Origin of the sequence: Rathayibacter sp. AY1A3, assembly GCF_002930975.1 — a bacterium.
Lineage (GTDB): Bacteria > Actinomycetota > Actinomycetes > Actinomycetales > Microbacteriaceae > Rathayibacter.
Genome location: NZ_PSTO01000008.1, coordinates 63,778 through 85,620 on the forward strand (window position 1 = coordinate 63,778; position 21,843 = coordinate 85,620).

Consider the following 21,843-nt stretch of genomic DNA (forward strand, 5'->3'; position numbering starts at 1 on the left):
GCGGTGGTGGGGGGTCAGACGTTCTTCGTCCAGTCGACGTCGGCGTCCTCGTCGGTGAGCTCGGCGTCGCCGGACTCGTCGAGGACGAGGTTCGGGAGGGTCAGCGCCTCGGTGGGAGGAGCGATGACCGTCGCCTCGTCGCGGCGGTGACGCAGGATGTCGTTCACGTAGGCGGTGACCGCCTCCGCCAGGGGGACGTCGCGCGCCTGCTGCTGCGACATGAACCAGCGGTGCTCGAGCAGCTGGTGGAACATCTCGGCCGGCTCCAGGCGGCCCTTGAGATCACGGGGGATCGAGCGGATGACCGGCTCGAACACCTGCGCCAGCCACTCGTGCGCCACCATCTCCTCGTCCAGGCCCTGCTTGTCGTAGGTCGCCGTGTACGAGTCGAGGTCGTTGAGCAGGCGCCGCGCCTGGTTCTCCTGCGCGTCCAGCCCGGTGAGACGGAGCAGCCGCCGCTGGTGGTGGCCGGCGTCGACCACCTTCGGCTGGATCCGCACCGTGGACCCGGCCTCGTCGGTCTTGATCGCGAGCTCCTCGATGTCGAAGCCCAGCTCGTTCAGCCGGTTCACGCGGTCGTTGATCCGCCAGCGCTCCGACGTCGCGAACGACTCGGCACCGGTCAGCTCCTTCCAGAGGCTGCGGTACGCCGCGACGATGCCGTCGGAGACGGTGATCGGGTCGAGGTCGTCGTCGACGCGACCGCCGGCCTCGAGGTCGAGCAGCTCGCCGGCGATGTTGACGCGGGCGATCTCCAGATCGTTCTCGCGCTGGCCGTTCGAGAGGCCGCCCGAGTAGAGCTGCCCGGTCTCCGCATCGACCAGGTAGGCGGCGAAGGCGCCGGCATCGCGCCGGAAGAGGGTGTTCGAAAGGGACACGTCGCCCCAGAAGAAGCCGATCACGTGCAGGCGGACCAGGAGGAGCGCCAGCGCGTCGACCAGACGGGTCGCCGTGTCCGGCCGCAGCGTCTGCGAGAAGAGCGCCCGGTAGGGGAGCGAGAACTTGAGGTGACGGGTGACCAGCACGGCGGGCAGGGCCTCGCCCTCGTCGTCGGTGCGGTTCGTGATCACCGCGCCCGGAACCACGCACGGCACGTCGAGGCGCTGCAGCGTCTTCAGCATCTCGTACTCGCGCCGCGACATCTCGGCGGTCGTCTCCTTGACGGCGACGACGTGACCGGAGAGGTGGGCGAAGCGGACCGTGTGCCGCGAGATGCCCTTCGGCAGGGCGGCGATGTACTCGTCGGGCCAGTCGTCGAGCCGCAGGTTCCACGGCAGGTCGAGCAGGGCCGGGTCGACGGTGGCCGAGGTGATGTTCAGGGAGCCGGACATGATGCGCCGTTCGTGTCGCGTGTCGGACGGTGGGGGAGCCGCAGACGACGCTGCCGCCGCCCTGGAGGGGACGGCGGCAGCGTGCGGTGCAGGAGGAGGCTCAGGAGAGGCGCTCGCCCGACTCCGCGTCGAAGATGTGCACGCGGTGGTTCGCGGTCACGTACACGCGGTCGCCCGCGGTCGGGTGCACGCGGCCGTCGACGCGCGCGACGATGTCGGTGCGGCGGCCCTCGACCTCGGTGTGGCCGTAGAGGTAGCCGTCCGAGCCGAGCTCCTCGATGAGGTCGACCTCGATCGGCAGTCCGCCGGGCTGGGTCGAGACGGTGACGTCCTCGGGTCGCACGCCGAGCGTGACGACCTTCTGGCTCGTCTTCGCGAGCGCCTCGCGGGCGATCGGGAGGACGGTGTCGCCGAACTTGACGCCGCCGTCGGCGACGTCCGCGTGGAACAGGTTCATCGCGGGCGAGCCGATGAAGCCGGCCACGAAGACGTTGTTCGGGTTCTCGTACAGGTCGCGGGGCGAGCCGACCTGCTGGAGGAGGCCGTCCTTGAGGACCGCGATGCGGTCGCCCATGGTGAGCGCCTCGGTCTGGTCGTGGGTGACGTAGACCGTGGTGATGCCCAGGCGGCGCTGGAGCGTGCCGATCTGGGTGCGGGTGGACACGCGGAGCTTGGCGTCGAGGTTCGACAGCGGCTCGTCCATGAGGAACACCTGGGGCTTGCGGACGATGGCGCGGCCCATCGCGACGCGCTGGCGCTGGCCACCGGAGAGCGCCTTCGGCTTGCGGTTCAGGTAGGGCTCGAGGTCGAGCATCTTCGCGGCCTCGAGGACCCGCGCGGCGCGCTCGTCCTTGTTGACGCCGGCGATCTTGAGCGCGAAGCCCATGTTCTCGGCGACCGACATGTGCGGGTACAGCGCGTAGTTCTGGAAGACCATCGCGATGTCGCGGTCCTTCGGCGGAACGTCCGTGACGTTGCGGTCGCCGATGAGGATGCGGCCCTCGTTGACCTCTTCGAGGCCGGCGAGCATGCGCAGGGAGGTGGACTTGCCGCAGCCGGAGGGGCCGACGAGGACGAGGAACTCGCCGTCGCCCACCTCGAGGTTGAGCTTGTCGACGGAGGCGCGAGTGGCCCCGGGGTAGACGCGGGACGCGTGGTCGAAAGTTACGGACGCCATTGTTCTTGCTCCTTCACCGGCAGGTACGTGCCGGACGATCCGAGTGAATGGAAGTGATGGTCATCATCGCGTGGGCGACTCCGACCAACCGTCACAGTATGCCACGGGGCCGACAGTCGTCGGTCGGGCACCGCGTATCCGTCGTTTGGAGGTTTCCCAGGGCTCGCGCGTAGGATTCCGGCGAGTCGCGCCCGGCGACCCCCTTCTTCCCCCTCTCTCATTCGGAGCGTTCTTGTCATGACCACCGGCGGAGCCAACGACCGTCTCTCGAAGAACCAGCGACGAGAGGCCGCCCGAGAGAAGGCGCGCCGCCTGCGCGAGCAGCAGAAGCGCCGCGACCGCGTGAGCCGCTTCGCCCTGCAGGGCGGGCTCGCCGCCGTCGTGATCGCGGTCGTCGTGATCGTGGTCTTCGCCGTCACCTCGAGCATCCGCCCCGCGGGCCCGGGCCCGGCGAACATGGCGAGCGACGGTGTCGTCATCGGCGAGAACATGGTCGCGCAGACGAGCGGTGCCGTCGCCGCCGACGGGACGTCCACCCCCAGCGCGCTCGACACCTCGGCCGGCACGGTCGACATCCGGGTCTACCTCGACTACCTCTGCCCCTACTGCGGCCAGTTCGAGAAGACCAACGGCGACCAGATCAAGGAGTGGGTGACCAGCGGTGCCGCGACGGTCGAGATCCACCCGATCGCCATCCTCACGACCCGCTCCAACGGAACCAAGTACTCGGAGCGCTCGGCCAACGCCGCCGCGTGCGTCGCGGACCGCTCGCCCGACTCCTTCTTCGACTTCAACTCCCTGCTGTTCGCCAACCAGCCGGCGGAGGGGACAGACGGACTCTCGGACGACCAGTTGAAGGACTACGCCTCGCAGGCGGGCGTCGAGGACACGGCGGCCGTGAACACCTGCATCGACGACCAGAGCTTCGTGAGCTGGGTCCGCGCCGCGACCGAGCGCGCCACCTCGGGTCCGCTGCCCGGCACGGACGTGCCCGCAGTCACGGGCACCCCGACCGTCCTGGTCAACGGCGAGGCGTACTCGGGCTCGCTGACCGACCCGGACGCCTTCAGCTCCTTCGTGCTCTCGGCCGCCGCCGACTCCTACTCGTCGGCGACTCCCGCGCCCACCTCCTCCGAGACCCCGGCGCCGAGCGACACGCCCGCCTCGACCGAGACGCCCGCGTCGACCGAGACCCCGGCTCCCGGCGACGCCCCGGTCTCCACCGAGGCCCCGGTCTCCACCGAGGCTCCGGCCTCCTCCGAGCCCACTCCGGCCGCCGCGGGCTGAGCCCCGGACGCGCAGGAGCCCCGCGCATGAAGAAGGCCCCGACCGCACAGCGCGGTCGGGGCCTTCTTCTCTCCTGAGCCGACGACGGGACTTGAACCCGTAACCGCCCGATTACAAGTCGGGTGCGCTACCAATTGCGCCACGTCGGCAGGTGCGCTCGCGCGCCCGGCCACCCTATCGCGGGCCCCGGATCCGCCCGGATCGGGGCCCGCCGCGTCTCACGGTTCGAGGATGCTGAGGTGCCGCTCGGCGGGAGCGGGACGCTTGGGGCCGCCGATCTTCCCGTCGGGACGGCCGACGTAGAGCCAGCCGAGCAGCTCCTCGCCCTTCTCGAGGCGATGCGCCTTCCGCACGGCCTTGTCGCGCGTGTAGGAGCCGGTGCGCCAGAAGACACCCCAGCCCGCCTCGTCGAGCAGCAGGCTCAGGAGGTGGGCGACGCCCGAGGCGACGGCCTCCTGCTCCCAGGCCGGCACCTTCGACTTCTTGACGCTGACCACGACGGCCAGCAGCAGGGAGGCGCGGTGCGTCTTCTCGATGTACTTCCGCGGGTCCTTCTTCGCCCCCGAGGCGACCGCGAAGCTGCGGCCGACCCGGTCGCGGGCGGCGCCGCGGATCTCGATGACCCGCCACGGGCGCAACGAGCTGTGATCGGCGAGACGCGACGCCGCCGAGACGAACGCCGCGATCTCGTCGTGCCCCGGAGCCTCCGGCGTCACCTTCGAGCGCGATCGGCGCGCGAGGACGGCCTCGAGCACGGGGGAGGAGGACACGGTCACTCGCCCTCGGCCTGGAAGTTCAGGGCGATCGAGTTCATGCAGTAGCGGTCGCCGGTGGGCGTGCCGAAGCCGTCGGGGAAGACGTGTCCCAGGTGGGATCCGCAGTTCGCGCAGCGGACCTCGGTGCGGACCATGCCGAGGGTGCTGTCCTCGATCAGCTGGACCGCGTCCGGGTTCACGGACTCGTAGAAGCTCGGCCAGCCGCAGCCGGAGTCGAACTTGGTGCCGCTCTTGAAGAGCTCGGCGTTGCAGGCGGCACAGGTGTAGAGGCCGGAGCGGTGCTCGTCGAGCAGCTCGCCGGTCCACGGGCGCTCGGTGGCCGCTTCGCGCAGGACCGCGTACTGGTCGCGGTCGAGCTCCTCGCGCCACTCGGCGTCGGACTTGTTCACGGAATACGACGACATGGGTCTCCCTCGGAATCCTCGTCAGTGTACGGGGGCGGTCGCGCCCCTCCACCTGGTCCAACCCCCGGGACGACGGCTCCATTCCGCCTCCGCGGGCTCTGGAGGAGACTCCCCGCCGGCACGCCGCGACGCGGTCACGAGCCGTTCGGAGCGCCTCCCCGGCGGTGGCGTCGCGCCTGCCTACCCTGGAGGGATGAGCAGGACGACGGACCCGAGACCGGGCACCGGTCTGTCCGAGCGCGAGCTGCGGGTGCTCGCCTTCGAGCGCGAGTGGACGGCCCGCTCCGGGGACAAGGACGACGCGATCCGCTCCCAGTTCGGACTGTCGGCCGCCCGCTACTATCAGGTGCTCAGCGCGGTGCTCGCCTCTCCGGCCGCCCTCGCGCACGACCCGATGCTCGTCACGCGGCTGCAGCGCATCCGCGACCAGCGCGCCGGCGCCCGCGCCTCGCGACGCCTCGGGCGCCTCGAGTAGACGAGCTGCTCGAGTCCACCAACGGAAGGCCGGCCGTACCCCCGATGTCGAACACGCACCCGAGAGACCGCTTCGACGAGGTCCCGGCGACGGAGGCGCGCGTCGGCGCCCACCGCCGGCCGCCGGCCCCTCACGCCCGCGCGGTCGCCCTCGCCTGGGCCGCGCTCGCCACCGGAGTCATCGTCCTGCTCGGCTTCATCGGGCTGCTGGTCATCGACGACCGGGTGCAGTTCACGGACGTCTTCACTCCGCCCACCGCGACCGCGGAGGCGACCCCGACCGCCGCCGCGACGCTCGATCCCGAGCTCGCCGTCGCCGTCCTCAACGGCACCGCCACCGTCGGACTCGCCGCCAGCGCCGGCGACGCCCTGACGACGGCCGGCTGGAGCGTCCCGACCGTCGCGAACGCGAACACCGAGGACATCGCCGCCACGACCGTCTACTTCAGCGACCCGGCGCTCGAGGGAGCGGCCCTCGGTCTCGTCGACTCGCTCGGAACGGGGACCGTCCTGCTCTCGCAGGACTTCGTCGAGACGGGCTCCGTCGTCGTGGTCCTGGGGGCCGATTACGCGTCCGAGCAGGGCTGATCGGGGCCCTCTGTTACGGGCACGTTTCCTCCGTGTTGAATCCCGGGCAACTCTTCCCCGCGAGGCCCTTTCCAGCCGCTCCCGGGGCCTATAGCCGGATTAGTATTCCTGACCAGGCACCAGCACATCGCTCGTGCCGCGGGCATCACAGCACTGGGGAGTACAGAGATGGCGAACGGAACCGTCAAGTGGTTCAACGCTGAGAAGGGCTACGGCTTCATCACGGTCGACGGCGGCGGACAGGACGTCTTCGTCCACTACTCCGCGATCGACATGTCGGGGTACAAGGTCCTCGAGGAGGGGCAGCAGGTCGCGTTCGAGGTCGGCACGGGGTCGAAGGGCCCCCAGGCCGAATCGGTCCGCCCGGCCTGACCGCCGAGCCTCCCGGGAGCCGTCGTCCGCCTCGTGCGGGCGGCGGCTCCTTCGTGTCGGAGCGCGTGCCGGTCGCTTGCACTCGTCCACCGCGAGTGCCAGAATCGACCTTGGCACTCGCTCCGGTCGAGTGCCAGCACAGACATTTCACGACGTCCGGGAGGGACGAGAAACACACATGGCCAAGATCATTGCTTTTGACGAAGAAGCCCGCCGCGGCCTCGAGCGTGGACTCAACACTCTGGCCGACGCGGTCAAGGTGACCCTCGGCCCGCGCGGCCGCAACGTCGTCCTCGAGAAGAAGTGGGGCGCTCCCACCATCACGAACGACGGCGTCTCCATCGCCAAGGAGATCGAACTCGACGAGCCGTACGAGAAGATCGGCGCCGAGCTCGTCAAGGAGGTCGCCAAGAAGACCGACGACGTCGCCGGCGACGGAACCACCACCGCGACCGTCCTCGCTCAGGCGCTCGTCCGCGAGGGCCTGCGCAACGTCGCGGCCGGCGCCGACCCGATCAGCCTCAAGAAGGGCATCGAGAAGGCCGTCAAGGCCGTCACCGCCGAGCTCATCGCCGGCGCGAAGGCGATCGAGACCAAGGAGGAGATCGCGGCGACCGCCTCCATCTCCGCCGCGGACCCCGAGATCGGCGCGATCATCGCCGAGGCGATCGACAAGGTCGGCAAGGAGGGAGTCGTCACCGTCGAGGAGTCGAACACCTTCGGCACCGAGCTCGAGCTCACCGAGGGCATGCGCTTCGACAAGGGCTACCTGTCGCAGTACTTCGTGACCGACCCCGACCGCCAGGAGGCGGTGTTCGAGGACCCCTACATCCTCATCGTCAACTCCAAGGTCTCGAACATCAAGGACCTGCTCCCGGTCGTCGACAAGGTGATCCAGGCGGGCAAGCAGCTGCTGATCATCGCCGAGGACGTCGACGGCGAGGCGCTGGCGACCCTGGTCGTCAACAAGATCCGCGGCATCTTCAAGTCGGTCGCCGTCAAGGCCCCCGGCTTCGGCGACCGTCGCAAGGCGCAGCTCCAGGACATCGCGATCCTCACCGGCGGCCAGGTCATCTCCGAGGAGGTCGGCCTCAAGCTCGAGAACGTCACCCTCGACCTGCTCGGCTCGGCCCGCAAGGTCGTCATCACCAAGGACGAGACCACGATCGTCGAGGGTGCCGGCGACGCCGAGGCCATCGCCGGCCGCGTCGCGCAGATCCGCGGCGAGATCGAGAACACTGACAGCGACTACGACCGCGAGAAGCTCCAGGAGCGCCTCGCGAAGCTCGCCGGCGGCGTCGCGGTCATCAAGGCCGGAGCGGCGACCGAGGTCGAGCTCAAGGAGCGCAAGCACCGCATCGAGGACGCCGTCCGCAACGCGAAGGCCGCCGTCGAGGAGGGCATCGTCGCCGGTGGTGGCGTCGCCCTCATCCAGGCCGGCAAGCTCGCCTTCGAGAAGCTCGAGCTCGTCGGAGACGAGGCGACCGGCGCGAACATCGTCAAGGTCGCCATCGACGCCCCGCTCAAGCAGATCGCCCTCAACGCGGGCATGGAGCCCGGCGTCGTCGCTGCGAAGGTCCGCGAGCTGCCCACCGGACACGGCCTCAACGCCGCGACCGGCGAGTACGTCGACCTCATCGCCGCGGGCATCATCGACCCGGTCAAGGTCACGCGCTCCGCTCTGCAGAACGCGGCGTCGATCGCCGGTCTCTTCCTCACCACGGAGGCCGTCGTCGCCGACAAGCCCGAGAAGAACCCGGTCGCCGCGGGCGGCGACCCCACCGGAGGCATGGACTTCTAGTCCTGCCCCCCACCACGCAGAAGGCGGTTCCCCTCCGGGGGAGCCGCCTTCGGCGTTTCCAGAGGCATCTGAGCGAGCAGCGGGCGACCGAACCGGCAGGTGGTCCTGGATCCGCTCCGCGACCACAACGGCGGTCCTCCTGCGGTGGCACCGCCCTCCGCGCCGCCTCGGTCTCCTCAGCGGACACCGGCACCAGAAGCGCGTGGAGTGCGCCGGTGCGGGTCGCGACGTCCGCGGTCAGGGCGGAGATGTCGTCGGCCGAACGGATGCGGACGGCGACTCCGCAGGATCCGGTGACGCGGCATCCGTCGAGCGTCGGGTCTCATCTCCAGCGGTCCGGGCGGGCTCGCCGCCCGCTGGTTCCCAAGAGGAGAGAGTGAGCCGCGCGCGGCCGTGCACTCCGGGTGCGCGAGGTCACGGTCGCCCCGGGCGGATCGATCCGTGACGCTCGCGGACGTCGACGGGAGACCTCGGACCGAAGGGGCCCCCGAGGTAAGACGGACTGCGGTGCGGATCAGACCGAGGCGGGGGAGGTCTCGCCGTTCTGGCCGACCGTCAAGAGCGGCAGCGCGACGCGGAAGGTCGCGCCTCCGCCCGGCGTCTCGACGACGTCCACGCGGCCCTTGTGCGCGGCGACGATCGAGGACACGATCGCCAGCCCGAGGCCGCTGCCGCCGGTCTCGCGGGTCCGCGAGGTGTCCGCGCGCCAGAAGCGCTGGAAGATCTTCTCGCGGATCTGCGGCGGGATGCCCTCGCCGTGATCGATGACCTCCAGCAGGGCGAGGCGGCGGGAGCGGTCGACGGCGACGCCGATCTCGATCGGAGTGTCCTCGGGCGTGTAGCGGACGGCGTTGCCGATCAGGTTCGTCAGGACCTGGCGGATCTTGTTCTCCTCCGCCATCACCATCGCCGGCACGCCCGGCTCCTCGGGGGCGGTGGCGGTGCCGGCGGCGATCTCCTCGGCGTTGACCCGGCGCGGACGCCGGCGGAATCGGGCGAGCCTCGCTCCTGCAGCGGCGATCGGGCCGGTGAGCCCGGGGTTCGTCAGCTCCATGGTCTGCGTGGCGGAGGCGCCGGCCTCGTCGGGCTCGAGCGCGGGCGTCTCCACGGGGGTGTCGTCACGGGTCTCGACGCCGAAGTCGCGGTCGGGCCAGGAGGCCATCGCGTCCATCGCGGCGTCGCGGGCGAGCGGCATAAGATCGACGGGCGCGAGTGCGAGAGGCTTCGTCTCGTCGAGGCGGGCGAGCTCGAGGAGGTCCTCGACCAGGCCGCCCATCCGGATCGCCTCCTTCTCGATGCGCTCCATCGCCTGGCCGACGGCCTCGGGCGTCTGCAGAGCGCCCATCCGGTACAGCTCGGCGTAGCCGCGGACGGAGACCAGCGGGGTGCGCAGCTCGTGGCTGGCGTCGCCGACGAAGCGGCGCATCTGGTCGATCGTGCGGGCGCGGTCGCGGAAGGCGGAGTCGATCCGCCCGAGCATCGCGTTCAGGGAGCGGTTGAGGCGCCCGACCTCGGTGTTGGGCGTCGTGCCGTCCAGGCGCTGGCTGAAGTCGCCGTCGGCGATGGCGGCGGCGGTCTGCTCGACCTCGCGCAGCGGGGCGAAGGTGGTGGTGACCAGCAGGCGGGTGAGGAGTGCGCCGATCACGACGATCGCGACTCCGAAGCCGAGGAAGATCGTGAGGTACGTCGTCATGATGACGTCGACGCTGCGGGTCGACACCGCGAGCAGGAGCGTCTGGTACTCGGTGCCCCTCGTGAACACCGTCGACATGACGTGGTACTCGACCTTGCCGTTGGAGCTCCAGATCTCCATCGGCTTGTCGCCGCCCTGCAGCGCCTGCTCGAGGGTGAAGGTCTGCGGGAAGGCAGGATCGGCCGCGCCGGACGCATTCGTGTTGTCGAGCGTGCCGTACTGGTCGTAGACGGCGCCGAAGTCGGCCTTGGACTCATCGATCGCGGCGAGGTCGTTGACGGAGAGGTCGCTCGCCGTCCGCTGGACCTGGTCGGCCAGCTGCGCGTCGAGCTGGGCGACGAGCTGCGGCTTCAGCATCGTCATCGTCCCGATCCCGGAGACGAGGAGTCCCAGCGTGAGCAGGAGGACCGTGACCGCGGTGATCTTGGTGCGCAACGAGATGGAGTTCCACCGCTCGGCCAGACCCTGGTGCATGGCGGTGGAACTCCCTCGGGATCGGCGGGCGCCGCGCCTCCGGCGGGAGGTGGCGCCGAGGTGGCGGAGGCTAGGCCTTCGCGACCTTCAGCATGTATCCGAATCCTCGCTTGGTCTGGATGAGCGATTCCTCCGAATGCGTGTCGAGCTTACGTCGCAGGTACGAGATGTAGGACTCGACGATGCCCGCATCGCCGTTGAAGTCGTACTCCCAGACGTGGTCGAGGATCTGCGCCTTGCTGAGCACCCGGTTCGGGTTGAGCATCAGGTAGCGGAGCAGCTTGAACTCGGTGGGGCTGAGCTCCACCGGCTCGTCGCCGACGAGGACCTCGTGCGTGTCCTGGTCCATCGTCAGCTCGCCGGCCCGGATGACCGCGTCCTCCTCGGCGTGCATGGTGCGGCGGAGGATCGCCTTGATGCGCGCGACGATCTCGTCGAGGCTGAACGGCTTCGTGACGTAGTCGTCACCGCCGACGGTGAGGCCCGTGATCTTGTCCTCGGTGTCGTCCTTCGCCGTGAGGAAGAGGATGGGGGAGGTGTACCCGGCCGAGCGGAGGCGCTTGGTCACGCCGAACCCGTTCATGTCGGGGAGCATCACGTCGAGGATGATCAGGTCCGGCTCCTCCTCGAGGACCGCCGAGATGGCCTGGGCCCCGTTGCCGACCGCACGCACGGCGAAGCCGGCGAAGCGGAGGCTCGTGGTGAGCAGGTCTCTGATGTTGGGCTCGTCGTCGACGATGAGAATTCGGGGTCCGTCCATGCAGGACAGTATCTGGCCGTCGGCTGTACGGAGTCTGGGAGTCGGTTGTCCGGGCGCTCGGTGTCGGCTCGGCGGCGGGGAACGCCGGATCGGAGGCGGTGCGGCAGGAGGAGAGCGCGTCCGATCAGGACTGCGCGCGGCGGCGCCGGACCCCCACGATGAGCATCGCGATCATCATGAGGAACGCGATGGGCAGGCCCACCAGCGGCACGGCGAAGACGAACTGCCAGAACGGGCCGGCGTACTCGCGGATCCCGAGCGCGGGGGCGACCAGGATCGCGAGGAACGCGAGGACCGTCACGACGATGATCGCGATGAACATGTAGGCGAGCGTGCGCTCCGCGCGTCCGACGCCCGCCGGCTCCTGTGGCTTCACCCGTCAAGGATAGGGCGGCCCCGGTCGACTAAACTGATGGCTGCTTCATTTCCAGGAGGGGTCTGCATGCCTACCGGCAAGGTCAAGTTCTACGACGAGGAGAAGGGCTTCGGCTTCATCAGCACTGATGACGGCCAGGAGGTCTTCCTGCACGCTTCCGCGCTGCCCTCCGGGACCGCGGTCAAGGCCGGCACCCGCCTCGAGTTCGGCATCGCCGACGGCAAGCGCGGGGCGCAGGCGCTCTCGGCGCGCGTCCTCGACGCTCCGCCGAGCCTGGTGAAGCTCAACCGGAAGTCCGCGGACGACATGTCCGTGATCGTGGAGGACACGGTCAAGCTGCTCGACGGGATCGGCGCCGGGCTCAAGCGCGGCCGCTACCCCGACAAGGCGCACGGGCGCACGATCGCGGCGCTCCTGCGCCGGGTTGCGGACGAGCTGGATGCCTGACGCCGACGGCACGACCGACGAGCAGGGCCCGGTCGAGGAGACCGTCGCCGCTCCGACCACGGAGGACGCTCGCGTGGAGCAGTCCTCGGAAGAGGGTGACTCCGGCGCCGAGCCGGACGCGACTCCCGCCGATTCTGACTCCTCCGCTGAGGACACGCGCGGAGCCGACGAGGAGATCGACGCTGACCAGGCGGCTCCTGTCGACGAGGCTCCCTCCGGCGAGGGTGAGAGCGACGCGGCCCTCCCGGTGACCGAGGCTTCTGCCGAGGACTCCGCCTCTGCGGAGGAGACTCTTCCGGCCGACGACGTCGCCGCGGAGGCGGGAGTCTCCGGCTCGGGCACGGCTTCTGCTGCAGTGCCGGCTCCTGCTGAGGACGCGGCCACTGCTGACGTTGCGGTTCCTGCTGACGTTGCGGTTCCTGCTGACGGCGCGGTTCCTTTTGACGACGCAGGAACACCTGAGGACTCGGCTCCTGCTCAGGACACGGCTGCTGCTGCCGACTCGGCTCCTGCTGAGGACGCGACTTCTGCTGAGGATGCGACTTCTGCAGAGGATTCCGGTCCCGTCATCGCCGAACCTTCCGAGGCCGACGACGACGCTTCCCCGGGGGAGGCGGACGAGGCCGCCGCGGACGAGGCTCTCGAGCCCGTCTACGAGGCGGACGCCGTGCTTGCCGGGTCTCTCGATGTCGCGCGCGCCGCGCTCGCCGAGATCGCCCCCGAGGGGACGATCGGCGAGCTGGTCACTACTCTGGCGCAGGGCGAGCACGTCGTGTCGCTGCAGTTCGCGAACCTCATGCGCGGGTACCCGGGTTGGCTGTGGACGGCGACGCTGTCCCGGATCGACGAGACCGAGGACGTGAACGTCCTGGAGGTCGAGCTGCTGCCGGGCGAGGGCGCGGTCCTCGCTCCGGACTGGGTGCCGTGGTCCGTGCGTCTCGCCGACTACCAGACCGCGCAGGACGCGCTCGGCGAGGAGGTCGAGGACGCGGACGACGACGAGCTCGAGGACGCCGAGGAAGACGACCTCGACGACGAGTCGGACGACGACTCCGACGAGGACGAGGACGAGGACGCGGGCGACGACGACGACTCGGATGACGACGACGACTCGGAGGACGATTCCGACGACGACGACTCGGACGACGAGGACTCGGACGAGGACGACTCCGACGACCCGGACGACGACTCGGACGACGAGGACTCCGACGACGTCGAGCCCGAACCCGCTCCCGCCCCGACCATCCGTCGCCGTCGACGTCGCCGCTGATCCGGTCCGGCGCCGCACGATGAGCATCGACTCCGACACCCGCATCGCCTATCCCGACGGCGCCGTGCGCTCCTCCGGGCGCGTGCAGCACGTGGGCCGGCTGGAGGACGGCCGCTGGGCGGTCGTCCTCGATGCGACCTCCGCTCACCCCGTCGACCCGACCTGGCCCGACCAGGGGCCCGACCGCGGCGCGCTGGTCGTGGCGGGGGAGCGGCATCCCCTCATCGACTGCCGCATCGGGGCGTGGCAGGGCGGCGAGCTGCACGTCGGCGAGCGGCTCCCGGTGCGGCTCGGCACTTCGGAGTGGAGCTTCGTCGTCGTCCACATCGTCGACGACGCCTCCTCACTCCACGTGGACGACGAGGTCGACGTCGAGGTCGACGCGGACCACCGGCACGAGCTCTCCCGCGGGCACACCGCCTGCCACCTCGCCTCCCTCGCCCTGAACGCCGCTCTGGCCTCGTTCTGGTCGAAGCCGGCGCGCGCCGACGCTCTCGGGAACCCGGACTTCGACCAGGCGGCGATCCAGACCTCGCGGATCCGCGAGTCCGGCTCCACCGACGTCTACCGCCTCGGCAAGTCCCTCCGACGCAGCGGGATGGACACCGCCCGCCTGCTGGCGGAGATCCTCGAGGTGCAGGAGCGGGTGAACGCCCTCCTCGCCGGGTGGATCGCCTCGGACGCGGAGGTGCGCATCGAGCGCGACGACGACCTCCTCAGCACGCGGCGGACATGGCGCTGCACCCTCCCCGCGGGGGACGCCGCGATCGCGTGCGGCGGCACCCACGTCGAGCGCCTCGGCGAGTTCACCGGCCTGCGCGTCCGTCTCGAGTCCGAGGCCGACGGCACCGGACTCCGGATGGAGACCGACGCGGTCTAGCGGCGGTTGCGGCTGTAGAACAGCCCGATCGTGCCGAGGACCAGTCCGATCACGACGGTCGACAGGACGACCGGCTCGACGACGGCTCCGACGGCCGCAGCCACGAGCACGGCCACGAGCGCGACCGCCCAGACGACGCACCCGACCAGCAGAGCCGTCGCGTCGTCGCTCGCGTAGGGCGGCGGCGCGGGCCGCCGCTCCTCCTCGCGCAGCCACAGCCGCATGGCGTGCCTCAGACCGCCAGGCGCTCGAGGACGTGGTCGATGCAGCCGAGCAGCGAGCGGACGTCGTCCGGCTCGATCGCGACGAACGTCGCCACGCGCAGCTGGTTGCGGCCGAGCTTGCGGTACGGCTCCGTGTCGACGATCCCGTTCGCGCGGAGGATCCTCGCGACGAGAGCGGCATCGACGGAGGCGTCGAAGTCGACGGTCGCGACGACCTGGGAGCGGTGCTCGGGCACCTCGACGAACGGGGTGGCGAGGCTCGAGGCCTCGGCCCAGTCGTAGATCGCGGAGGAGGACTCGGCCGTGCGCGCCGACGCCCAGGCCAGGCCGCCCGAGGCGTTCATCCACTCGAGCTGCGACTCCATCAGCAGGAGGGTCGAGAGCGCCGGAGTGTTCAGCGTCTGGTTCAGGCGGGAGTTGTCGACGGCGTTCTTGAGGCTCAGGAACTCGGGGATGTAGCGGCCGCTCGCCGCGATGCGCTCGATCCGCTCGATCGCGGCGGGGGAGAAGAGGCCGAACCAGAGTCCGCCGTCGGAGGCGAAGTTCTTCTGCGGGGCGAAGTAGTAGACGTCGGCCTCGGCGATGTCGACGTCGATGCCGCCCGCCGCGCTGGTGGCGTCGATGACGGTGAGCGCGCCCTCGTCGCCGCGGACCCGGCGGACCGGGGCCATCACTCCGGTGCTCGTCTCGTTGTGGGGCCACGCGTACACGTCGATCCCCTCGACGATCTCGACCTCGCTCCGGGACCCCGCGGGGACGGAGACGACGTGGGCCGGCTCGAGGAACGGCGCGGAGGCGGCGGCCGCGAACTTCTGGCCGAACTCGCCGAACGTGAGGTTCTCGGCGCGGCGCTCGATGAGGGAGAAGGCGGCGGCGTCCCAGAAGGCGGTCGAGCCGCCGTTGCCCAGCAGGACCTCGTAGCCGTCGGGGATGCGGAACAGCGTGGCGAGATGCTCGCGCACGCGCCCGACGAGGTCCTTGACGGGCGCCTGGCGGTGCGAGGTCCCGAGGAGGTGCGCGCCCTGCGTCGCGAGGTGGGCGAGCTGGTCGTGCCGCACCTTGGACGGGCCGCAGCCGAACCGTCCGTCGTGGGGGAGCAGCTCGCGAGGAATGGTGAGGTCCGGCATGCGTTAATACTAGGGTTCCCGGCCCGCACCCCTCCTCCGAGCGACGGAGGCCTGCGTCGCGCCGCAGCGCCGATGCTGCGTCGTGGCGACCACTAGGGTGGAGCGCGCCGAGACGGGAAGGCTGAGATGACGGATCTGATCGACACCACCGAGATGTACCTGCGCACCATCCTCGAGCTCGAGGAGGAGAACATCATCCCGCTGCGCGCGCGCATCTCGGAGCGGCTCAGCCACTCCGGGCCGACCGTGTCGCAGACCGTCGGTCGCATGGAGCGCGACGGCCTCGTCGTCGTCTCGGGCGACCGCCACCTCGAGCTCACCTCCGACGGCCGCCGCAAGGCGATCCACGTCATGCGCAAGCACCGCCTCGCCGAGCGGCTCCTCCACGACGTCATCAAGCTCGACTGGGAGTTCGTGCACGAGGAGGCCTGCCGCTGGGAGCACGTGATGAGCGAGCAGGTCGAGCGCCGTCTCCTCGAGATGCTCGACCACCCGACGGAGTCGCCCTACGGCAATCCGATCCCGGGCCTGGACGAGCTCGGCGACACCCCCGCCTCCCGCTTCGCCGACGGCGTCATCAGCCTGCCGCGCTTCGTCGCGGGGTCGAGCGAGCCCCGCCGCGGCGTCGTCCGGCGCCTCGGCGAGCCGGCGCAGGTCGATCCGGAGCTCCTCCTCCAGCTCAAGCAGGCCGGGGTCGTGCCCGGTGCCGAGGGCGAGTTCTCGGCCCTCAACGGCTACGTGCTCGCGCGCATCGACGGAGCCGAGGCGGGCATCGAGCTGCCGAACGAGGTCGCGGCGCACATCTTCCTCGTCGTCTGACCCGCGTCTCCCTGGGAGCGGCCCGTACGGGCCCTTACCGCATCCGGTGACCGGAGGCGAACGGGAGAGCGGTCTCTTCCCGCCGAGAAGATGACAAATCGGTAACGGTCGCTTACGCTCTGTGGAGCCCTGCGGCCGAGCCTCGGTCCCAGGGCGCGGGATCCGACGCCCCCACACCCGTCTCGGATCCTGTGCACACCGATGCTTCGTGCATGAGACGGGACAGCTGCCTGGGCTGAGGGGACGTCGGAGGATCTCCCCCTTGCCCCAGAACCCCCTCACCCCGAACGAGGACGCCGGCTCACCCGACCGGTTCCGCTCCAACCACCCGGACCGCTCCGGCGACGCGACCTTCGAGAACCGGCCCCCGGTCATCCGCGCCCGGATCCACGGGGACGCACCCGTCTCCCGTCGCGCCGTTCCCGCAGCTCCTGCCCGCCGCGCGGACATCACCGACTTCGTGCCGTCGCCGGCCGGGACCCCGCGCAAGCGCCGGGGCCGTGTCGTCGGCAAGGTCGCGATGGTCGGCTTCGCCGGCGCGCTGGTCGCGACCATGGCGCTCCCCGCCTACGCCTTCACTCCGGGCAGCCAGGACGACGGCCTGTTCGCGGCATCGCGAGCCGACCTCCTCCGCCAGGGCTCCGCGCAGACCGTCGCCGTCGACGGCGGAGTGGTGCAGGCCGCGATCGCCCGAGACGGCTTCTCGGCCGAGGCGGCGCCCCCGCCGCCCGCACCGGAGCCCGAGCCCGTCGTGGTCGCCGAGCCCGTCGTCGACACGAGCGACGTCGCCGAGGCGCGCGCCGAGACCGCCGAGGAGTTCAACTCCTACTCCGGCGCCTCGGCCAGCGAGATCGCGGCCGCCGCCCCGACCACCAGCTACAGCCTCTCGGCGGTGTTCGACACGGCGATGCAGTACCAGGGCGTGCCCTACGTCTTCGGCGGAGCCGACCCGAGCGGCTTCGACTGCTCCGGCTTCGTGATGTACGTCTTCGCGCAGTACGGCATCTCGATGCCGCACTCGGCCGCGGGCCAGGGCGCCATGGGCACCCCCGTCTCGCTCGCCGACGCGCAGCCCGGCGACCTCGTCATCATGGACGGCCACGACGGCTTCTACGCCGGCAACGGCAACATCCTGCACGCACCCTACGAGGGCGCGAGCGTCCGCGTGCAGCCGCTGTGGACCTCCGACTACCGGATCGTGCGCATCAACGGCTGACCCGGTCTGTCCGCTCGAGAGCCCGTCCCCTCCTGGAGGGGGCGGGCTCTCGTCGTCCCGCCGTGTGAACGCCGCGTGACGAATCCGGACCGACCCCTGGTGTTCCGGGCGTGAAGGGTTAACCTGAACCCCAGTCCGCTCGCGTGGCGAGCGGATCGATTCGTCGAGGGACGGAGTGCCGGGATGGCCGAGCGGAGCGGGCGCCACAGCGTGGGGCTGCGCTCGCGCGTGCGGCCGGCCGATTCGATACGCGCGCGGGTCCTCACCGCGGCGGTGCACTCCTCCGACACGCGGATACGACTCCACGTCATCGCGCGGCACTCCGCCGCGGCCTCGCAGGGCGCCGTCATCACGACGGCGCCCTTGCTCGTGGTCGCGGCGCCTTCGCGCGACGGCGTGCGACAGCACGGAGGTCACTGATGCGCACTCTGGTTCTCAACGCCGGCTACGAGCCGCTCGCGGTGGTGTCGTTCAAGCGGGCCCTGGTCCTGCTGATGACGGAGAAGGCGACCGTGATCGCCGCGGACGAGGGCAATCCGGTGCACAGCGCGCACGGCGACCACGTGCGGCCCTCGGTGATCGTGCTGACCCGGTACGTGCGCATCCCGAGCGGCCGGAGCGTGCCGGTGTCGCGCCGGGGCGTGCTCCGCCGGGACAACCACCGCTGCGGCTACTGCGGTCAGCACGCGGCGACGATCGACCACATCCAGCCCAAGTCGCGCGGGGGCCGGGACACGTGGGAGAACCTCGTCGCCTGCTGCCAGCGCTGCAACAACGTCAAGAGCGACCGCACCCCGCACGAGATGGGATGGCGTCTGCGCACCGTCCCCCGGATGCCGCGCGCCGGCTCCTGGCTCGTGCGCGGCGCGGAGCGGACGCAGCCCGACTGGGACGACTACCTGGCTCCCGCCGCCTGACGGGCCGCGGTCGCGCCGCTGGCGGCGTTGTCGTCGGGCGCGATACCGCCGGTATCGCTTCCTCCTCCGCCTTGCCAGCGACACGACCGCGACCCGTCAGGAGAGGGGCGTGGGGTGCGAACCGGCGCTATTCGTTGTCGTTGCCGGTGCTCTGGCTGGCGTTGCCGGAGCGCTCGCCGGCCCAGGTCCAGTTCGCGACCTCGGGGATGTCCTCGCCGTGCTCGCGGGTGTAGGCGCGGGCGCGGATGCGGGCGTCCTGCATCTCCTGGCGGAGACCGGCGGCGCGGGCGCCGAGGCCGGGGGTCCGGTCGATGACGTCGATCACCAGCGAGTAGCGGTCGAGGTCGTTGAGCATCACCATGTCGAACGGAGTGGTGGTGGTGCCGTTCTCCTTGTACCCGCGCACGTGCAGGTTGCCGTGGCCGGTCCGCTTGTAGGTCAGGCGGTGGATGAGCCACGGATAGCCGTGGTACGCGAACACGATCGGGCGGTCGGGGGTGAAGACCGCATCGAACTCGCGGTCGGAGAGGCCGTGCGGGTGCTCCGACTCCGACATCAGGCGCATCAGATCGACCACGTTGACCGTGCGGATCGCGAGGTCCGGCAGCTTCTCGCGGAGGATGCTCACCGCCGCGAGGGTCTCGAGGGTCGGCACGTCGCCCGCGCAGGCGAGCACGACGTCCGGGGACTCGCCCTGCCGCTCGCTGCTCGCCCACTCCAGGATGCCGAGTCCGCGCGTGCAGTGGGCGACCGCCTCCGCCATCGTGAGCCACTGGGGCGAGGGCTGCTTCCCGGCGACGACCACGTTGACGTAGTCGACGCTCCGGAGGCAGTGGTCGTAGGTCGAGAGGAGCGTGTTCGCGTCGAAGGGCAGGTAGACGCGCACGACCTCGGGCTTCTTGTTGACGACGTGGTCGATGAAGCCGGGGTCCTGGTGGCTGAAGCCGTTGTGGTCCTGGCGCCAGACGTGGCTCGAGAGCAGGTAGTTGAGGCTCGCGATCGGGCGGCGCCACTCGATGTCGCGGGTGCCGTCCAGCCACTTCGCGTGCTGGTTGAACATCGAGTCGATGATGTGGATGAACGCCTCGTAGCAGGTGAAGAGCCCGTGGCGGCCGGTGAGCAGGTAGCCCTCCAGCCAGCCCTGGCACTGGTGCTCCGAGAGCACCTCCATGACCCGCCCGGCGCGGGCCAGGTGGTCGTCGAGGGGGCTGAGCTCGGCGTCCCACTGCTTGTCGGTGGCGGCGTAGACGGACTGCAGCCGGTTGCTCGCGACCTCGTCCGGCCCGAAGAGGCGGAAGTTGGTCGGGTTGGCGCGGATGACGTCGGCGAGCCATTCGCCGAGCACCTTCGTCGCCTCCGCGACGGTGCCACCCGGCTGCTCGACGACGACCTCGTAGCGGCGGAAGTCGGGCAGGTCGAGGGTCTGCCGCAGCAGCCCGCCGTTCGCGTGCGGGGTCGCGCTCATCCGCAGCTCGCCCTCGGGGGCCAGCGAGCGGACGCGGTCGACCACGCCGCCCTCCTCGGTGAAGAGCTCCTCGGGCCGGTAGGAGCGGAGCCAGTCCTCGAGGAGCCGAGTGTGCGCCTCGGTGTCGCGGGCGTTGGGCAGCGGGACCTGGTGCGAGCGGTAGGTGCCCTCCACCTGGACGCCGTCGATCTCGGTCGGGCAGGTCCAGCCCTTCGGGGTCTTCAGCACGATCATCGGCCAGGCCGGGCGTGAGAGGTCGCCGGCGGCGGCGCGCTCCTTGATCGCCGCGATGCGGTCGAGCACCGTGTCCAGGACGTCGGCGAACCGCTCGTGCACGCGCATCGGGTCCTCGCCGTCGAAGCCGCCCTCGACGAGGAACGGCTCGTGGCCGTACCCGCGGAGGAGGCTGTCGAGCTCCTCCTGCGGGATGCGGGCGAGGACGGTCGGGTTCGCGATCTTCCAGCCGTTGAGGTGCAGGATCGGCAGGACGACCCCGTCGGTGAGCGGGTTCACGAACTTGTTGGAGTGCCAGCTGGTGGCGAGCGGGCCGGTCTCGGCCTCGCCGTCGCCGACGACCGCCGCGACCAGGAGGTCCGGGTTGTCGAAAGCCGCTCCGTACGCGTGGCTCAGCGCGTAGCCGAGCTCTCCGCCCTCGTGGATGCTGCCCGGGGTCTCGGGGGCGGCGTGGCTGGGGATGCCCCCGGGGAAGCTGAACTGGCGGAAGAGGCGGCGCAGCCCCTCCTCCGACTCGTCGATGTGCGAGTAGATCTCGCTGTAGGTGCCGTCGAGGTAGGCGTTGGCGACCATGCCAGGTCCGCCGTGGCCGGGGCCGGTGATGTAGAGGGTCGGCTGGCGGCGCTCGCGGATCGCGCGGTTCAGGTGCGCGTAGATCAGGTTGAGGCCGGGGGTGGTGCCCCAGTGGCCGAGCAGGCGGGGCTTGATGTCCTCCCGGCTCAACGGGGTCTTCAGGAGCGGGTTCGCGAGCAGGTAGATCTGCCCGACCGCGAGGTAGTTCGCGGCGCGCCACCAGGCGTCGACCGTGTCGAGAGTGTCCTGGGTCAGCTCGGCGTCGGCGGGTCGCGCGATCCAGCTGTGCTCGGGGACGGGCAGGAGAGACGGAGCGGGGGAGTCGGCCATGTGCCCACGCTGGCATCCGGACGCCCGGGGCGGAAGGGCCTTGCAGGCCCGGCTCCGGAGGGGGTCAGCCGCGCGGCGTCGCCCGGCGGAGGACCAGCGAGCCCACCACCGTCAGCAGCGCGGCGGGGACGAGGAGCAGAGCGGCGGCTCCGGCGGTCCCCGCGCTCTCGAGGACGTCCGCCACGACCGGCCGGCCCCCGGCGAGAGCGACGACGACGACCACCGCGAGTGCCGCCGCTCCGAGGGCGAGGAGGAAGGCCGTCACCCCGCGCTCCCGCCAGCGGAGGAAGACCGCTCCCGCTGCTCCCCCGAGGGCGAAGGCGGCGAGGAGGGAGCAGAGCAGGACGACGAAGCGCTCGTGCCACGGACCGTCGAGGGGGGAGGCGAGGAAGAGCGCGCCACCCAGCCCCCAGCCCCCGGTCGCCTCCTCGAGCACCCCGAGTACCACGACGATCGCCGCCCAGAGCACCGACAGGGCCGCGAAGGCGAGGGCGCTGCCGAGGACGTGGTCGCGTCGGGTCGCTCCGTAGCTCAGCGCCAGCCCGAAGGTGGCGGTCGTGGCCTGGATGGAGCCGATGAAGAGGAAGACGACGATCAGCATCCCCGGCCCCACGAGGAGGATGCCCGAGTCGCCGCCGCCCCGCTCGGCCCCGATCCCGCGGAGGACGAGCCACCAGATCACGAGGTTGCCGGCGAGGACGGCGAGCAGGACGAGCAGCGGCCAGCCGAGGACCGTCCCGGGGTGGGCGAGGTGGAGCCTCAGAACGGAGAGGATCCTCCGCGGGGAGGCGGAGCGGCGGGCGGGGGCGGTCATGGTCGGTCCTCTCG

The 21,843-nt window shown here is 70.8% G+C and carries 22 protein-coding genes and 1 tRNA gene; 11 read left to right on the top strand and 12 right to left on the bottom strand.

The genetic code is table 11. The features are described from left to right. Window positions 1-14 precede the first annotated feature (14 nt). Complete coding sequence (locus C5C10_RS05655; protein WP_104226481.1) at window positions 15-1,331, bottom strand: DUF4032 domain-containing protein; 1,317 nt, start codon at window positions 1,329-1,331, stop codon at window positions 15-17. A gap of 100 nt (window positions 1,332-1,431) precedes the next feature. Further along, a complete protein-coding gene (locus C5C10_RS05660) occupies window positions 1,432-2,508 on the bottom strand; it encodes an ABC transporter ATP-binding protein (protein WP_104328762.1) in 1,077 nt (358 codons plus the stop codon). Between the two features lie 237 nt (window positions 2,509-2,745). Here C5C10_RS05660 and C5C10_RS05665 point away from each other — a divergent pair, with 237 nt between their 5' ends. Continuing rightward, window positions 2,746-3,795 (top strand): thioredoxin domain-containing protein, encoded by a 1,050-nt coding sequence (locus C5C10_RS05665; RefSeq protein ID WP_104328763.1) that lies wholly within the window; start codon window positions 2,746-2,748, stop codon window positions 3,793-3,795. A 76-nt stretch (window positions 3,796-3,871) separates the two neighbouring features. On the opposite strand, the gene C5C10_RS05670 is transcribed toward C5C10_RS05665, so the two are convergent. From C5C10_RS05670 to msrB, 3 genes are all read right to left on the bottom strand, one after another. After that, window positions 3,872-3,944: transfer RNA gene (locus tag C5C10_RS05670), tRNA-Thr, on the bottom strand. A gap of 69 nt (window positions 3,945-4,013) precedes the next feature. After that, on the bottom strand, window positions 4,014-4,571 hold the full coding sequence (locus C5C10_RS05675) for a nitroreductase family protein (RefSeq protein WP_104226480.1): 558 nt from the start codon (window positions 4,569-4,571) through the stop codon (window positions 4,014-4,016). Next, window positions 4,568-4,975, bottom strand: a complete 408-nt coding sequence (gene msrB, locus C5C10_RS05680; protein ID WP_104255437.1) for a peptide-methionine (R)-S-oxide reductase MsrB — start codon at window positions 4,973-4,975, stop codon at window positions 4,568-4,570. Before msrB ends, C5C10_RS05675 begins: the two co-directional genes overlap by 4 nt. 193 nt (window positions 4,976-5,168) lie before the next feature. Between msrB and C5C10_RS05685 the strand changes: the two genes are divergently transcribed. From C5C10_RS05685 to groL, 4 genes are all read left to right on the top strand, one after another. Then, on the top strand, window positions 5,169-5,450 hold the full coding sequence (locus C5C10_RS05685) for a DUF3263 domain-containing protein (RefSeq protein ID WP_104224597.1): 282 nt from the start codon (window positions 5,169-5,171) through the stop codon (window positions 5,448-5,450). 44 nt (window positions 5,451-5,494) lie between these two features. Then, on the top strand, window positions 5,495-6,037 hold the full coding sequence (locus tag C5C10_RS05690) for a LytR C-terminal domain-containing protein (protein WP_104328764.1): 543 nt from the start codon (window positions 5,495-5,497) through the stop codon (window positions 6,035-6,037). Between the two features lie 168 nt (window positions 6,038-6,205). Further along, window positions 6,206-6,409, top strand: a complete 204-nt coding sequence (locus C5C10_RS05695; RefSeq protein ID WP_104224599.1) for a cold-shock protein — start codon at window positions 6,206-6,208, stop codon at window positions 6,407-6,409. Between the two features lie 178 nt (window positions 6,410-6,587). Further along, the gene (groL, locus tag C5C10_RS05700) at window positions 6,588-8,210 is read left to right on the top strand and encodes a chaperonin GroEL (RefSeq protein ID WP_104224600.1); all 1,623 of its coding nucleotides are present in this window, start codon (window positions 6,588-6,590) and stop codon (window positions 8,208-8,210) included. Between the two features lie 514 nt (window positions 8,211-8,724). Here the strand turns inward: groL and C5C10_RS05705 are convergent. From C5C10_RS05705 to C5C10_RS05715, 3 genes are all read right to left on the bottom strand, one after another. Continuing rightward, window positions 8,725-10,377, bottom strand: coding sequence for a HAMP domain-containing sensor histidine kinase (locus C5C10_RS05705; protein WP_104224601.1), 1,653 nt, complete (start codon window positions 10,375-10,377; stop codon window positions 8,725-8,727). A gap of 70 nt (window positions 10,378-10,447) precedes the next feature. Further along, window positions 10,448-11,137 carry a response regulator transcription factor gene (locus C5C10_RS05710; protein ID WP_055787731.1) on the bottom strand — a complete coding sequence of 230 codons (690 nt, stop codon included), beginning with the start codon at window positions 11,135-11,137 and terminating at the stop codon, window positions 10,448-10,450. 124 nt (window positions 11,138-11,261) lie between these two features. Beyond that, complete coding sequence (locus C5C10_RS05715) at window positions 11,262-11,513, bottom strand: hypothetical protein (protein ID WP_244229474.1); 252 nt, start codon at window positions 11,511-11,513, stop codon at window positions 11,262-11,264. Window positions 11,514-11,579: 66 nt separating this feature from the next. Here C5C10_RS05715 and C5C10_RS05720 point away from each other — a divergent pair, with 66 nt between their 5' ends. The 3 genes from C5C10_RS05720 to C5C10_RS05730 are packed head-to-tail and all read left to right on the top strand — an operon-like array spanning window position 11,580 to window position 14,110. After that, window positions 11,580-11,960 carry a cold-shock protein gene (locus C5C10_RS05720; protein ID WP_104224602.1) on the top strand — a complete coding sequence of 127 codons (381 nt, stop codon included), beginning with the start codon at window positions 11,580-11,582 and terminating at the stop codon, window positions 11,958-11,960. Further along, window positions 11,953-13,230 carry a DUF3027 domain-containing protein gene (locus tag C5C10_RS05725; protein ID WP_104328765.1) on the top strand — a complete coding sequence of 426 codons (1,278 nt, stop codon included), beginning with the start codon at window positions 11,953-11,955 and terminating at the stop codon, window positions 13,228-13,230. Before C5C10_RS05720 ends, C5C10_RS05725 begins: the two co-directional genes overlap by 8 nt. A 19-nt stretch (window positions 13,231-13,249) precedes the next feature. Continuing rightward, on the top strand, window positions 13,250-14,110 hold the full coding sequence (locus tag C5C10_RS05730; RefSeq protein WP_104328766.1) for a metal-dependent hydrolase: 861 nt from the start codon (window positions 13,250-13,252) through the stop codon (window positions 14,108-14,110). Here the strand turns inward: C5C10_RS05730 and C5C10_RS05735 are convergent. Both C5C10_RS05735 and serC read right to left on the bottom strand, forming a co-directional pair. Then, window positions 14,107-14,334 carry a DUF2530 domain-containing protein gene (locus tag C5C10_RS05735; protein WP_104328767.1) on the bottom strand — a complete coding sequence of 76 codons (228 nt, stop codon included), beginning with the start codon at window positions 14,332-14,334 and terminating at the stop codon, window positions 14,107-14,109. The genes C5C10_RS05730 and C5C10_RS05735 overlap by 4 nt on opposite strands. Window positions 14,335-14,342: 8 nt before the next feature. After that, a complete protein-coding gene (gene serC, locus C5C10_RS05740) occupies window positions 14,343-15,461 on the bottom strand; it encodes a phosphoserine transaminase (protein WP_104328768.1) in 1,119 nt (372 codons plus the stop codon). Between the two features lie 126 nt (window positions 15,462-15,587). Between serC and C5C10_RS05745 the strand changes: the two genes are divergently transcribed. From C5C10_RS05745 to C5C10_RS05760, 3 genes are all read left to right on the top strand, one after another. Then, a complete protein-coding gene (locus tag C5C10_RS05745; protein ID WP_104224606.1) occupies window positions 15,588-16,280 on the top strand; it encodes a metal-dependent transcriptional regulator in 693 nt (230 codons plus the stop codon). 262 nt (window positions 16,281-16,542) lie between these two features. Beyond that, the gene (locus tag C5C10_RS18045) at window positions 16,543-17,496 is read left to right on the top strand and encodes a C40 family peptidase (protein WP_258060437.1); all 954 of its coding nucleotides are present in this window, start codon (window positions 16,543-16,545) and stop codon (window positions 17,494-17,496) included. Between the two features lie 419 nt (window positions 17,497-17,915). Then, window positions 17,916-18,413 carry an HNH endonuclease gene (locus C5C10_RS05760; RefSeq protein ID WP_104224608.1) on the top strand — a complete coding sequence of 166 codons (498 nt, stop codon included), beginning with the start codon at window positions 17,916-17,918 and terminating at the stop codon, window positions 18,411-18,413. Window positions 18,414-18,540: 127 nt separating this feature from the next. Here C5C10_RS05760 and C5C10_RS05765 read toward each other — a convergent pair whose 3' ends face one another. Beyond that, entirely contained in the window at window positions 18,541-21,015 is a 2,475-nt protein-coding gene (locus C5C10_RS05765; protein WP_104328769.1) for a phosphoketolase, read from the bottom strand. 64 nt (window positions 21,016-21,079) lie between these two features. After that, entirely contained in the window at window positions 21,080-21,829 is a 750-nt protein-coding gene (locus C5C10_RS05770; RefSeq protein ID WP_104328770.1) for a hypothetical protein, read from the bottom strand. Window positions 21,830-21,843: the final 14 nt, after the last annotated feature.

Bases quoted from the DNA above. Each gene is read 5' to 3' on its own strand.
- C5C10_RS05655 (WP_104226481.1), bottom strand. From the start codon at position 1,331: ATGTCCGGCTCCCTGAACATCACCTCGGCCACCGTCGACCCGGCCCTG.
- C5C10_RS05660 (WP_104328762.1), bottom strand. From the start codon at position 2,508: ATGGCGTCCGTAACTTTCGACCACGCGTCCCGCGTCTACCCCGGGGCC.
- C5C10_RS05665 (WP_104328763.1), top strand. From the start codon at position 2,746: ATGACCACCGGCGGAGCCAACGACCGTCTCTCGAAGAACCAGCGACGA.
- msrB (WP_104255437.1), bottom strand. From the start codon at position 4,975: ATGTCGTCGTATTCCGTGAACAAGTCCGACGCCGAGTGGCGCGAGGAG.
- C5C10_RS05685 (WP_104224597.1), top strand. From the start codon at position 5,169: ATGAGCAGGACGACGGACCCGAGACCGGGCACCGGTCTGTCCGAGCGC.
- C5C10_RS05690 (WP_104328764.1), top strand. From the start codon at position 5,495: ATGTCGAACACGCACCCGAGAGACCGCTTCGACGAGGTCCCGGCGACG.
- C5C10_RS05695 (WP_104224599.1), top strand. From the start codon at position 6,206: ATGGCGAACGGAACCGTCAAGTGGTTCAACGCTGAGAAGGGCTACGGC.
- groL (WP_104224600.1), top strand. From the start codon at position 6,588: ATGGCCAAGATCATTGCTTTTGACGAAGAAGCCCGCCGCGGCCTCGAG.
- C5C10_RS05705 (WP_104224601.1), bottom strand. From the start codon at position 10,377: ATGCACCAGGGTCTGGCCGAGCGGTGGAACTCCATCTCGTTGCGCACC.
- C5C10_RS05710 (WP_055787731.1), bottom strand. From the start codon at position 11,137: ATGGACGGACCCCGAATTCTCATCGTCGACGACGAGCCCAACATCAGA.
- C5C10_RS05720 (WP_104224602.1), top strand. From the start codon at position 11,580: ATGCCTACCGGCAAGGTCAAGTTCTACGACGAGGAGAAGGGCTTCGGC.
- C5C10_RS05725 (WP_104328765.1), top strand. From the start codon at position 11,953: ATGCCTGACGCCGACGGCACGACCGACGAGCAGGGCCCGGTCGAGGAG.
- C5C10_RS05730 (WP_104328766.1), top strand. From the start codon at position 13,250: ATGAGCATCGACTCCGACACCCGCATCGCCTATCCCGACGGCGCCGTG.
- C5C10_RS05735 (WP_104328767.1), bottom strand. From the start codon at position 14,334: ATGCGGCTGTGGCTGCGCGAGGAGGAGCGGCGGCCCGCGCCGCCGCCC.
- serC (WP_104328768.1), bottom strand. From the start codon at position 15,461: ATGCCGGACCTCACCATTCCTCGCGAGCTGCTCCCCCACGACGGACGG.
- C5C10_RS05745 (WP_104224606.1), top strand. From the start codon at position 15,588: ATGACGGATCTGATCGACACCACCGAGATGTACCTGCGCACCATCCTC.
- C5C10_RS05760 (WP_104224608.1), top strand. From the start codon at position 17,916: ATGCGCACTCTGGTTCTCAACGCCGGCTACGAGCCGCTCGCGGTGGTG.
- C5C10_RS05765 (WP_104328769.1), bottom strand. From the start codon at position 21,015: ATGGCCGACTCCCCCGCTCCGTCTCTCCTGCCCGTCCCCGAGCACAGC.
- C5C10_RS05770 (WP_104328770.1), bottom strand. From the start codon at position 21,829: ATGACCGCCCCCGCCCGCCGCTCCGCCTCCCCGCGGAGGATCCTCTCC.